Annotated in this window: 5 protein-coding genes; 4 read left to right on the top strand and 1 reads right to left on the bottom strand. The window is 25.1% G+C overall.

All coding sequences use genetic code 11. The features are described 5' to 3' along the window. Positions 1-125: 125 nt before the first annotated feature. A complete protein-coding gene (locus T523_RS08150) occupies positions 126-464 on the bottom strand; it encodes a hypothetical protein (protein WP_156929619.1) in 339 nt (112 codons plus the stop codon). An 805-nt stretch (positions 465-1,269) separates the two neighbouring features. Between T523_RS08150 and T523_RS08145 the strand changes: the two genes are divergently transcribed. The 4 genes from T523_RS08145 (at position 1,270) to T523_RS08130 (ending at position 14,531) form a co-directional block, all read left to right on the top strand. Further along, positions 1,270-4,560 (top strand): Ig-like domain-containing protein, encoded by a 3,291-nt coding sequence (locus tag T523_RS08145; RefSeq protein ID WP_156929618.1) that lies wholly within the window; start codon positions 1,270-1,272, stop codon positions 4,558-4,560. Between the two features lie 1,159 nt (positions 4,561-5,719). Further along, on the top strand, positions 5,720-9,145 hold the full coding sequence (locus T523_RS08795) for a transglutaminase domain-containing protein (protein WP_052334703.1): 3,426 nt from the start codon (positions 5,720-5,722) through the stop codon (positions 9,143-9,145). An 849-nt stretch (positions 9,146-9,994) separates the two neighbouring features. Beyond that, a complete protein-coding gene (locus T523_RS08135; protein ID WP_042708481.1) occupies positions 9,995-12,700 on the top strand; it encodes a DUF11 domain-containing protein in 2,706 nt (901 codons plus the stop codon). A gap of 793 nt (positions 12,701-13,493) precedes the next feature. Further along, complete coding sequence (locus T523_RS08130; protein WP_332248290.1) at positions 13,494-14,531, top strand: metallophosphoesterase; 1,038 nt, start codon at positions 13,494-13,496, stop codon at positions 14,529-14,531. The last annotated feature ends 30 nt before the right edge of the window (positions 14,532-14,561 follow it).

Here is a 14,561-nt window from a genome sequence, read left to right as displayed (position 1 = left end):
TAATAATAAAAGAAATAGCTATCCTAAAAAATCAACATAAAAAATTAAGAAAGAAATAAAAAAAGTGTAATTAGTTGTTAATTACAGAAAAAGAAACAATATAAAAAAACAATAAAAAAATTAAATCATGTGATTAGGACTCCATCCTTAGTATATATACGCCCCATAGAAGGTAGATCTGGTGCCGGTTGAATATAATCCCCAACAGAACAATCTTCATCAAAAACAGTAATCTCAAGTAAAGCAATATATTCAATATAACGCTCCCCATTATAAGATTTTTTTCTTTGATAATCAGAAGTGAAAATATATTTAATATATTCCCTAATGTCTTCATCTTCTTCATCATCAGATTCTTCAATTTCATATCTATTATAACCTCCTTCAACTTCAATGGATAAAAATTCAGGAGGTAAATCTAATGAAAGATTGAATCTTTTAAGCACTTCACTAACAGTTTCCATAACCATTAACCTCATTATGTCCTTAGTGTTATTATATATATTAAATTTAAATATATATTTTAATTATAGAATTAATGTTTAAATTTTTTAAGATTTTCATAATTTTTGAATTAACTTTTAAATTATGATTTTAAATTATTAAATTTTTATAAAAAATACTCTTAAAAGAATTTAATATTTAATTAATTTTCTTAAATTTTCTAAAGTTTTTATATTAATTTTTTAGTATTATTTTAGGTATTTTTTTCTTGAAAATAAAAATTTAAGAACTTTTTTCAAAATTGTCTTAATTATTTTTATTTTTTCTATTAACCTTGATTTTTTATTTAATTTGCTATTATAAAGTTTATTTACTCTTATTTTTTATTGCTATTATTTAACTATTTTTAGTTTATTTATAAACTAATAAGAATTTTTAGTTTAAGCCTATACTTTAATTTTAAAAATTATTTTTATATACCTTTTATTATCTCTTTTTATTTCATGTTTAAATAGTAAATTGGTTATTTTATTTATTTCTATTAATATTATACCTTTTATAGTCTATTGTATTGATTTAGAGCCTTATTTGTTTAAAAAAAGATTTATATATGATTTATGTTATAAGATTATATTGTAGTAAAAAATATTCATCATGAAAAATTAATATCTTTAATATTTTTTTAATAAATTATTTTTAGATGATGATTTTAAATTTCTAGAAATTTTTTATTTAAATAATTATAATTAATATCTAATTTTTAATGATTGTATGAAATATTTTTTAGAAAAATTTTTTATATTAAAAAATTATTAGGAGGAAAAAATGTCGAAGAAATTTAGATATTTTAGCTTGTTAATGATTTTTATTGTTTTTATTAGTATTGGTGCTTTAAGCGCTGCTGATGTTAATAATAATTCATCACAAGTAATATCAAGTTCTTCTGTTCAGACTAATGTAAATAATACAGTTTCAGATGTAAATACAACAACTACAGTTAGTAATTCAAGTTCTGTACTTGGACAGTCTGATATGAGTAATTCAACTACAGTTAGTAATTCAAGTTCTGTACTTGAACAATCTGTAAATACAAATAGTAATGATACTAAAGATTCTGTTAATAAAACTACATTGAATAATCAAACTAAAGTAAATTCTTTAGTTAATAGTAGTGTTTCTATTAAATCTAGTTCAACATTATTAAAAGCTACTAGTACACCTACTAGCTTCAGTATTTCACAGATTGTTAGTGCTGCTAAGACTGTTAGGGCTTATTATGCTGCTAATGGTAAATTACCTAGTACTGTTACTATTGGTTCTGTTAAGGTTTGTTTATCTCAGTTCTTGTATTATGAGTCTAGAGCTATCTCACAATTAAATTCTGGTAATACTGCTAATATTGCTATTGTTAGATCTTTAAGTGAACCTTCAAGTCCAAATAGAGGAGATTCTGTTAATGGTAGGTTAACTAAATCTGCTTATGTTGATTCTGCTACTAGGACTTATAAGTTTATTTTAAATTATAATCAGGGTCCTAATTATTCAACTACTACTGTTGGAAGAGTTTCATATAATAGATTAATTGAGGCTTTTAGTGCTGTTCTTGATTATTATGGAACAAATAAACAGTTACCAAGTTATGTGACTGTTAAATACAATTCCAAAACAACTACACCTACAAGTTCTACTACTGTAAGCTCATTTACTGTTAATCAAATAGTTACTGCTGCTAGAACTGTTAGGGCTTATTATGCTGCTAATGGTAAATTACCTAGTACTGTTACTATTGGTTCTGTGAAAGTTAGTTTATCTCAATTCTTATATTATGAGTCTAGAGCTATCTCACAATTAAATTCTGGTAATACTGCTAATATTGCTATTGTTAGATCTTTAAGTGAACCTTCAAGTCCAAATTCTGGTGACTCTGTTAATGGTAGGTTAACTAAATCTGCTTATGTTGATTCTGCTACTAGGACTTATAAGTTTATTTTAAATTATAATCAAGGTCCTAATTATTCAACAACTACTGTTGGAAGAGTTTCATATAATAGATTAATTGAGGTTTTTAGTGTTGTTCTTGATTATTATGGAACAAATAAACAGTTACCAAGTTATGTGACTGTTAAATACAATTCCAAAACAACTACACCTGGAAATATAATTTCAGATAATAATAAAACTAATAATACTAACTCTAGCTCAGGTAATAAAACCAATAGCACTGTAAATAATAAGGAATTTACTATTGATCAAATTGTTTCAGCTGCAAAAACAGTTAAAGCATATTATGATTTAAATGGTAAATTACCTAGTACTGTTACTATTGGTTCAGTAAAACTTAGTTTATCTCAGTTTTTATATTACCAATCTAAAGCAATATCCCAATTAAATTCTGGTAATACTGCAAATATTCCAATTATTAGTAAAACATTTAATGAACCTTCAAGTCCAAATTCTGGTGACTCTATTAGTGGTAAATTAGCAAAATCTGCTTATGTTGATTCTGCTACTAGGACTTATAAGTTTATTTTAAATTATAATCAAGGTCCTAATTATTCAACAACTACTCTTGGTAGAGTTTCTTATAACAAGTTAATAGAGACTTTCTGTGAGGTTCTTGTTTATTATGGAAATAATAAAGCATTACCTACTTCAGTACCTGTTAAAACTACTAGAGTAGGAAACTATACTTATATGGTAGTTCCATCATCTAGTAAATATTTAAGTGGTAATGTTTTTGCAATAACATTAAAAGATTCTTGGGATAATATAGTTGCAAATCAAAAAATTAGTTTTAAAATAAATGGTATTGTTTACACAAATACCACAAATTCAAAAGGAATTGCATATTTTGTTATTCCAGAATTAAATGGTAATTATGCTATAAACTATTATTATACTAATAGTAATAGTAGATTATCTTCAAGTGGTTCAAAAACAATATCAATAGTTAATAATATTACAAGTCTTATAGGTACTAACTTAACTACTACTAACTATTCCAATGTTAAATATTCAGTTACTTTAAAAGACTGTTATGGAAATGCTATTGCAAACCAAGTAATTAACTTTAAAATAACTGGAATTTCAAGTATTTATACTGCAAAAACTAATTCAAATGGTATTGCAAGTATAGTTATTAATTTACCTACTGGAACTTATACTGTAACATACTCATTTGCAGGAAATAGTAATTATCCTAAATCAAATGGAATGTCTACCATTATTGTAAAAAATAAGATTTCAAGTATTTCAATTGATTCACTTATAGATTCTGCTAATTGGGTTAAAAATCAATACAGTATAATCTCAAATGGTACTAAATATACATTTAATAAATATGGTGTTTCTTCTGATGGTAAATATATCATGGCTATTGGTAGACCATCAGCATCTGGTGAATTAAGTAAATATGGTTATACTTTCTATAGAAGTGTATTTTATAGAGTATGTCCTATATGTGGAAGTACAAATTTATTCTGGAGTATCTTCTGGGCAGGTAATGAATATGATAATTATGGAACATTCCCTGCTACTGGTAATAAAGAAGGTGGTTCAGCTGAAGGTCATATTTTCTGTGCTGACTGTGATGCAGACTTCTCATGTATAGATGGATTAAATCATGTTTCTGGTTCAACTCTTGCACTTAAAAAATTAGTAGATACTATAAAAGTTACTAAATCACAAGCATATGTTCTTTTAAATGGATCTATGCAAAATGTTGATATTGTATCTTCAGAAGGTAAACTTCCTACAGTAGTAAATATTGAGGGCGCTAGCTTTTCATTATGTCAATATTTCTATTATGTTTGTAGAGCAATATCTCAATTAAGTGTTGGTAATACAAGTGCTATGTCATTTGTTACCTTTGTAGATGAACCATCTAATCCTACTAGTGGAGATAGTATTAGTGGTGCTAGTTTATCTAAAGCAGGTTATGTTGACTCTGCAACTAGGACTTATAAATATATTTTAAATAATTTACAAGGTCCTAATTATTCAACTACCACTGTTGGTAGAATTCCATATGATAATTTAGTTAAATTATTTACTGAAGTTTTAATATACTATGGTAAAAACAATAAATTACCAGATAGTATTACTGTAAATACTTAAATGGTTTAAACAGAAAAAAATAATAATTTAAGAGTTATATCTCTTAAATTCATCTATTTTTTTATTTTTTATTTTCAGATCTTTTTTTAAAGTTTTTATTTTGGGTTTTGTTTTTTAGTTGTTTTTTTTTTTGATATGATTTTTTTAAAGTTTTTATTTTGGGTTTTGTTTTTTAGTTGTTTTTTTTTTTTTGATATGATTTTTTTAAAGTTTTTATTTTGGGTTTTGTTTTTTAGTTGTTTTTTTTTTTGATATGATTTTTTTAAAGTTTTTATTTTGGGTTTTGTTTTTTAGTTGTTTTTTTTTTTGATATGATTTTTTTAAAGTTTTTATTTTGGGTTTTGTTTTTTTATAAGATTTTATTTTTAGATTTTTATTGTGTTGTTTTATTTTTTAATTGTGGTTTTTTTTATAGGAAGTTTTTTTAAGTTTTTATTTTTTTAAAGTTTTTTTTGAGTTGTTCCATTTTTAAGGGGTTGTTTTTTTTTAATATTATTATTTTAAAGTACTATGTTGTCACTATTAATATGAAAATTTAAAATAAAAATTTTTAAAATTTTATTTAATTTTTTTAATATTATCATTTTTTTCTTATTTTTCAAAATATTTAAACTAGAATTTCTATATTAATCTAGAATCTATTTTATAGATTTTTTATAATATTTTTACATGGTTTTTTAATAACTATTTACAAAAATGGAAATTTTTAAATCTTTTTTATAAAAGCTTATATCTAGTCTTAAATTGTAAAATAAAGCTAAATTAATATTTAATTTTTAAATATTGGAATTATTAATAGTTGTTTTAATATATTTTATTTATTAGTAATTGATTTATTTATAAACAAACAATTGTTTTTGTTTTAAATATATGCTTAAATATTTAATTATAAATTTTAATTCATATTTATTATTTCTTTTTATTTGTTGTTTAAATTGTATATTGTTTATTTTATCTATTTATATAGGTATTATGTGTTTTATAGTTTTATCTATTGATTTAATGACTTATTTCTTAAAAAAAAGATTTATATATGATTTATGCTATAATTTATATTGTACTAAAAATATTTTTAATAATCTTTTGTGGATTTATTCTACTATGATTATTATGGGTATTTTTTTTAAAAATTTTTTATGAACAAATTAGGAGGCGAGGAATGTCGAAGAAATTTAGATATTTTAGCTTAATAATGATGCTCATTGTTTTTGTTAGTATTGGTGCAGTATGTGCAGCTGATGTTAATGATTCCAATACATCAACTAATATATCAGATTCTTCGGTTCAAAATGTGACTAATATTGCGGTTCCAAATTCCGTAGATTTAAATAATTCCACAAGTGTTAGTGATTTAAATTCAAGTTCTAACCTTGAATCTGATGATTCTGGGTTAAAAGTTAATTACACTACAAGTATTGATAATACAAAAAATTCAATCACTGAAGATTCTGATATTAAAACTGATGTTCTTAATAAATCATCAGTTAATACTGTAGTGAATAATCAAACTAACAAGAATTCTAACGCAAATACTACAGTTAATAATAATTCTTTAATTAAAAGTACTAATACAACTGTGAATAAGATTTCTAAACTTAAAGTTAGTTCTTTATCTCTTAAAACTACTAGTACTCCTACTAGTTTTAGTATTTCACAGATTGTTAGTGCAGCTAGAACTGTTAGGGCATATTATGCTTTATATGGTAAATTACCTAGTACTGTTACTGTTGGTTCAGTTAATCTTAGTTTATCACAATTCTTATATTATGAATCTAAGGCTATTGATCAATTAAACTCAGGTAGCACCGCTAATATTGCTATCATTAGCAATAATCTTAATGAACCTTCTAGTCCAAATAGGGGAGATTCTGTAAATGGTAATTTATATAAGGCAGGGTATGTTGATTCTGCTACTAGGACTTATAAGTTTATATTAAATTATAATCAAGGTCCTAACTATTCAACAACCACTGTTGGTAGGGTTTCTTATAACAGGTTAATTGAAGCTTTTGCTGCGGTTCTTGATTATTATGGAACAAATAAGCAGTTACCAAGTTATATCAATGTTAAATATAACTCAAAAACAACTACTCCTGCAGATATTAATACTGTAAATTCTTTCAGTATTAATCAGATTATTTCTGCTGCAAAAGTAGTTAGGAATTATTATAAAACTAATGGTAAACTTCCAAGTACTGTTACTGTTGGTTCAGTTAAACTTAGTTTAGCTCAATTCTTATATTATGAATCTGTAGCTATATCTCAGTTAAACTCTGGTAATACAGCAAATATTGCTATTGTTAATAATACTCTTAATGAACCTTCTAGTCCAAATAGGGGAGATTCTGTTAATGGTAATTTAACAAAATCTGGATATGTTGATTCTGCTACTAGGACTTATAAGTTTATATTAAATTATAATCAAGGTCCTAACTATTCAACAACCACTATTGGTAGAGTTTCATATAATAGATTAATTGAAGCATTTAGTGCAGTTCTTGAATATTATGGAACAAATAAACAGTTACCAAATTATGTTTATGTTAAATATAATGCTATAACAAATACTCCTGCAGGTATTAGTTCTAATAGTACTAATTCAAGTACTTCTAATAATACTAAACCAAGTAATAATGCTAATAGTAGTACAAATATTAGTGTAATTAATAAAACTAATGAATTTACTATTAGTCAAATTACTAGTGCTGCAAAAGTTGTTAGAGCATATTATCTTGCAAATGGTAAACTTCCAAGTACTGTTACTGTAGGTTCTACTAAACTTAGTTTAGCTCAATTCTTATATTATGAATCTGTGGCTATATCTCAATTAAACTCTGGTAATACAAAAAATATTGCTATTGTTAATAAAACATTTAATGAACCTTCAAGTCCAAATTCCGGGGACTCTATTAACGGTAATTTAACAAAATCAGCTTATGCTGATTCTGCTACTAGGACTTATAAGTTTATATTAAATTATAATCAGGGTCCTAACTATTCAACTACAACTCTTGGTAGGGTTTCTTATAACAAGTTAATTGAGACTTTTAGTAATGTTCTTGAATATTATGATAGTCATAAAACTTTACCATCAAATGTTTTAGTTAATACTAATTTCACTGGAAATTACACATACTTTGTTGTTTCAAGTAGTGGTACATATGTTAATGGTAGTAAATTTGTTGTAGTCTTAAAAGATGCATTTGATAATACTGTTGCTAATAAAAAAGTCGTTTTTACATTAAACGGTAAAGAGTATACAGGAACTACTGATGCTAAAGGTGTAGTCTATATTACTATTCCAGTATTAAACAATGGAAATTATAATGTTTCATATAAATATACTGATACAAATAATAGATTATCCTCAAGTAATTCTACAACAATTAAAGTTGTTAAAAATGTAACTACTATCAGTGGAAGTGACTTAACTACTACAAACAAGTCTAATGAAAAATTTAGCATTACTTTAAAAGACGCATTTGGTAACCTTATTGCAAACCAAAAAGTTCAATTTAGAATTAGTGGAAGTAATATTGTTTATGAAGCTACAACTAATGCAAAAGGGGTTGCAAGTTTAGCTATAAATTTACCTGCTGGTAACTATACTATAACCTACACATTTGGAGGTAATAGTAATTATCCTAAATCTACAGGTAGTTCTAAAATATTTGTAACTAATGCTGCTGTAAACTCTAATAGTTTTACTATTAATCAAATCATTAGTGCAGCTAAAACCGTAAAAGCATACTATGCTACTAATAAACAATTACCAAGTACTGTTACTGTCGGTTCAGTTAAACTTAGTTTAGCTCAATTCTTATACTATGAATCTAGAGCTATTAGTCAATTAAATGCTGGTGATCTTTCAAATATTGATATTATTAACAATACATTAAATGAACCTTCTAGTCCTAATTCAGGAGATTCAGTAAATAATGATTTAAGTAAAGATGGTTATGTTGATTCAGCTACTAGGACCTATAAGTTTATATTAAATTATAATCAGGGTCCTAACTATTCAACAACCACAATTGGAAGGGTCTCATACAATGCATTAATTGAAGCATTTAGTAGAGTACTTGCAGATTATGGTGATAATAAACAATTACCAAGTTCAATATCCATTGACACTACTAGTTCAAACAGTTATTCCGGTACTGATCATGCAGCAAGTAATTCAGAAATTACTGCTCTTGCATTAAAAATTACTGGAAACCTTACATCAGATTATGATAAGGCTGTTGCTTTATTCAATTGGGTAAGAGATAACATTGAATACAACTATTACTCCAACTCATTACAAGGTGCCGCTTTAACTCTCACAAGAGGAAGTGGAAACTGTTGTGATCAATCAAATCTTTTAGTATCAATGTGTCGTGTCGTGGGACTTACTGTACGTTATGTACATGGATACTGTCACTTCAGTGATGGTTGGTATGGTCATGTTTGGACTGAAATATATGTAAATGGTAACTGGTATAGTGCAGATCCTGTATCTACAAGAAACACCTTTGGTGCAATTAATAATTGGAATACAGAAACTGCAACTTACTTTAACAGGTATACCTACTTACCATTCTAGATATATTAAACACTTAAATTAGGAGTATTTTCTTACTCTTAATTTTTTTAATTATTAAAAATTATCTAAAAGTTTTAATGACTTTTAATATTATATGTTTTTTATTTATTTTATTAAAAATAGATTTGAAATTAATATTTTTTAATATTAAGTTAATATATTGATTTAAACTATTTTAATTCAATTTTACTTTTTTTATTTTTTTATTATTTTATGGGTTTTGCTGTTTTTATATTTTTAATTAAAATCTATTCTTAATTTAATTGCTTATTCCTATTTAATGGTTTTTGTCTTTGTCTTCTGTTTTGGGTTTTGTGTGTTGTTTTTTGTCTTTGTCTTTGTTTTTAGGTTTTATTTTTCTTTATTTTTCTATTTATTCTTTATTTTTTCTTTATTTAATCTATTTTTCCTTTTAAATTGATTTTTTGTTTAATATTTTTATATTTTAAGTTTAATTATGTATTTTTATTTAGCTAGAGTCTAATTTTTATCATTTTATTGTTTTGTTCATTTTTATCATTTTATTAATTTCTAATTTTATCTTTATTTAATTGATTAAAAAAGTTTTTAAATGTTATTAAACAATTTATTTAGGTATTAAATTATAATTTAGTTGATTTTTTAAATTTTATTTTATTAAACTTATGGTTTATTTGATTTTAAATAGTAAAAACTTTTAAATATTAAATAATACATATTATACTCATTAAGTTTTTTTGCTTAATGATAGATGTTTATTCAATATTATCTAATAAAAATAGTATTTTATTTAATAATTTAAAATTTATTTCAATTGTAAAAATATAATATTGTTTTAATTGTCTATATAGTTTACAAGGAGGTGAAAATATGTTAAAAAAGAAATTAATCCTCATAGCAAGTATTATTCTATTATTCTCTCTTTGTTTGCTTAGTGTATCCGCTACAGACAGTATTTTACTCAATGGTACTGATTCATATAGTGATGGTATTCAAAGTTCTAATTTGGATTTAAATAATAATTCAAATATTGCAGATAATTATAATACTAAACTCAATTCTGGAGATGGCTCTCAAATTATATTAAATGATAATGGCAATGGTGGTAGTTTCAGCGACTTACAAAAATTAATTGATTCTAATACTAATGGAACAATAGATTTAGATAGGGATTATAAATATACTGAAAACGACAATCTACCTAATGGCATTACAATTAAGGGTAAAACTTTAGTTATTAATGGTAATGGACATACATTGGATGGATCAAATCTTGCTAGGATATTTAATATAAGTGATTCAAGTTTGGAATTAAATGATTTAAAGTTAATAAATGGTATGAACAATGAATCTGGAACAGCGATATTTGCTAACAATAGTAAATTAAATATTGATGGGTGTAGTTTTAATAACAATACAGTTAATATAAATTTAGTTAACTATACTAAATTCTTATCTGTTAATGGAGGAACTATTCATCTTCTAGATTCTACAGCAAATATTAATAATTCTAATTTCACTAATTCTAATGTTAACTTCAGTGCTGATGATAATTATAAGAATAACGCTGCAGTTAATGGTGGTGGAATTTTTTCTAAAGATTCCAATCTTAATATATCAAATTGTCTCTTTAATGATAATCATTTAATCAGTAATTATACTCACGTAGTGTTTTCAGGATCTGCTATATGTACTGATGGTAATATCAATACAACAATAGTTGATTCAAACTTTACTAATAATAACTGTTCCTATGGGACAATCGACGATGCAAGTGAGAACCTAATTATTAATAATTGTTTGTTTAATAATAATTATGCTAATGATGAAGGATCAGATATCTATTTAGAAAGCAATGTTTACAATACTACAATATCAAATTCTAAATTTATTAATTCACATTCCGAATCCGATGGTGGTTCCATATATACTTATGGAAGTACTGAAGATGGAAGTATGATATTTAATAATTGCAGCTTTATCAATACAAGTAGTGGTGATGATGGTGGAGCAGTATTTATAAATTCTGAAACTATTATCCTAGACTTTAATAACTGCAGTTTTATTAATACTAGCGCTTCTGGAGGTGGTGCAATATGGTATGATGATGGTACTGCATCTAATGTTAATAACTGTACCTTTATTAATTGTACTGCATTAACATATGATGGTGGTGCAATACTTAATAATGGTATTAATGTTAATGTTACAGTCAGATCTTCAAGATTCATTAATTGTACTGCATCTAGACAAGGTGGTGCTATTTCCCACACACCATATGGTTATCATTATTTTACTGTAATTAATTCTACATTCTATAATAATACTGCAGAAGAAGCTGGAGCAATATATATCTCTGATGAGGATCTTGGTAGAATATATAATTCCACATTTGTTAATAACTCTGCACGTTCAGAAGCTGGTGCAATCTCTTGTAATAAACAAGGAGAATATAACTATGGTATCGATATCATAGAAGGCAATATATTCATTAACAACACCGCTCCTAAAGCAGGTGCTATAAGTATATGTGGTGGTAACATTAGTAACTGTGTTATTATAGATAATCCTGATAATGATAACCATGATGTTGTTAGCAATGGTTATTGGGAAAATAGTGTTAATTTGACCTATAACTGGTGGGGTTCTAATAAAAATCCAATTGACAGATATACCAATAATAGTGAAAATGGTATTGTTAATCATAATTGGGTTTTAATGACCTTTGTAAGTAATGAAACAGTTATGTTTGTTGATAATACATATAATTTAACCGCTGGTTTAACCCAATATACTGATGGTAAAAATATTAATGGTTTTAACCAGTATTTACCAATACGTAATGTAAGTTTCACTGCAAAAACTGGTGTGTATGATCCTGAAATCGGGGCTTTGGTAGATAATAAATTAAATACATTATATTCTAAAAGTACTACAAATAACACATTATATGCTACTATTGATTATCAGACTTTAGAGTTACCTATATTTGAAGCAAAAATTTTTATAAATAAAACTCCAAACCTTACTGCTGTTAAATTAGGTGATGAACTTTCATATATTATTGTGGTTAAAAATATTGGTGATTATAATCTTACTAAAGTCTACTTTAAAGAGAATATTCCAGAAAATTTAAGGTTTATTAAGTTTATTGGTGATAATTGGACTATGAATAATAATGTATTTTATTATTCTAATAATTTAGAACCTAATCAAACTGCTAATATAACTTTATACTTTAAAGCAATAAAAGAAGGTAATTTCATTAATACTATAGTTGTTAATACTCATGAGATTAACAATATTGCAATTAATAGTACAGAAGTCCAAGTCATATCAAATGACACCAATAGAACAAACAATACCAATAATACCAATAATACTAATAATACCAATAAAGCAGATAATAATAAGGCAAACAATAACAGTAATATTGGTGATGATTATAATGAAAATAGCTTAAATAAGAATAATGCAGCTATTTTTGTTGAAAATAGTCCTGTTACTGGTATTCCTATAATCGTTTTAATCATTACATTACTCTCTTGTGTATTTATACCTAGAAGAAAAAGCTAAATAATTTACTAATGGTAGATTAGTTTAATTTTAGTATTGTACTGGAAAAAATTAGATAGTTACTAATGATTAGTTAATTGGGTATTGTACTGGAAAGAATTGGTGTAATTGTTTATTATTAAGATTAAATATATATTGGGCATTAGAAAACAATTAAACACTTTTTAATTAGGATTTTTTAATCCTAATTACTTTTTTTTATTTTACTGAAAACTAACTATTTTTAGTATTTTTATATTTAAAAGAAACATGGAATTTTTAAATGGAATTAATGCTTTAAATTTATTTGAAAGTTATTTAGTTTAAAGGAGATTTCATTAATAAAAAGTTTTAAATTATTTGAAATTTAATTATATTATATTTAATAAATTTTGATTAAATTCTTATTATTTTGATTTAATTATCTTTAATTTAATATATTATCTGATGTATAATCATTGTTTAAATTATTATGCCATTATTTAATGTCATACTATCATATTTTAATGTTTATTAAATGATTAAATATATTAAGTGAAATTTTTATTTATTGCATTCCATGATTTTGTATATTAGTTTGATAATCGTTATTTATTGTATCAGATATTGTATTCCATGATTTTGTATATTAGTTTGATAATCGTTATTGTATCAAATAATATATTATGTAAATAATCCATCAATTTAATTAATATAATAAAAGTAATGATTAATTATATTATAATAATCAACTAAACTATAATTTAAATTAATAAATGAGGCATAAATCTTGAGTCATAGAACAAAACGAGTATTATTTTCAACACCTATATGGATGCTACTTGAATTTTTCCTATTGAAATACATTTTCTTATTGTATGGTGGAGTAAATGATTGGTATACATTTTGTATTACAGTAATTCTTGGACTAATGCAAACCGTCCCTATGCTTTTTGAAGAGAAAAAATCAAGGATAATATCCAGATTTATTACAAGAATATTCGGTGTATGGGAATGGTTTATTGTAATGCTTCTAATAAGCACAACTGGAATATACATTATAGATGTATTTATACATATTCCCACTAATGTAATTAGTATAATATATTTAATAATCATTCTAATTGGGGCATATGCATATTATAATGCTCATCATATCGTCTTTAATGATTATATCCTAAAATTAGATAATATCAAAGAGGATATCAATATAGTACATATATCAGATATACACTTTGGTTCAGTAAGACATAAAAAACTTCTTATAAATCTTAGAGATAGGTTAAATGAGATTCCGGATGTGGATATTATAATTGTATCTGGAGATATTGCCGATGGATCATGTATAGTGGAGGAGGATGATTTCATGGCACTTAGTGAGGTTAAAACTCCAATAGTGTTCACCTCAGGAAATCATGATTACTATCCTGGAATAGATAATGTTCACAGGGCATTAAAAAAAGCAGGGGTACATATACTTGAAAATGATTCAGTGCAATATAAGGATTTAAATATCTATGGTTTAAGCTATAGTTTTGGTGATATTGAGTATCCAAGTAGGGAGGAATTGGAAGAATCAATATCTGATGATTTGGTAAATATTTTAGTATTCCATGTACCATATAATTGGGGGGAGTTTTCAAAACTAGGATTTGATATACAGTTATCTGGCCATACACATGGTGGACAGTTTTATCCTATAAAGTGGTTTGGTAATCTGGTGTATAATCATTATAATCTAGGTTTATATAAAGAAACATTAGATGGTAGAAATAAATATTTAAATGTTACTCCTGGTGTAGGTTCTATGGATATTCCAATGAGATGGGGTACACATTCAGAGATAGACATTCTAAAACTCCGAAGGAAATAGTTTTTTCTAATTTTTTTATTTTTATTTTTA

Source organism: Methanobrevibacter wolinii SH (assembly GCF_000621965.1).
GTDB lineage: Archaea > Methanobacteriota > Methanobacteria > Methanobacteriales > Methanobacteriaceae > Methanarmilla > Methanarmilla wolinii.
The sequence above is the reverse complement of the archived record's forward strand: the minus strand, read 5'-3'. Positions and strand labels throughout refer to the sequence as shown.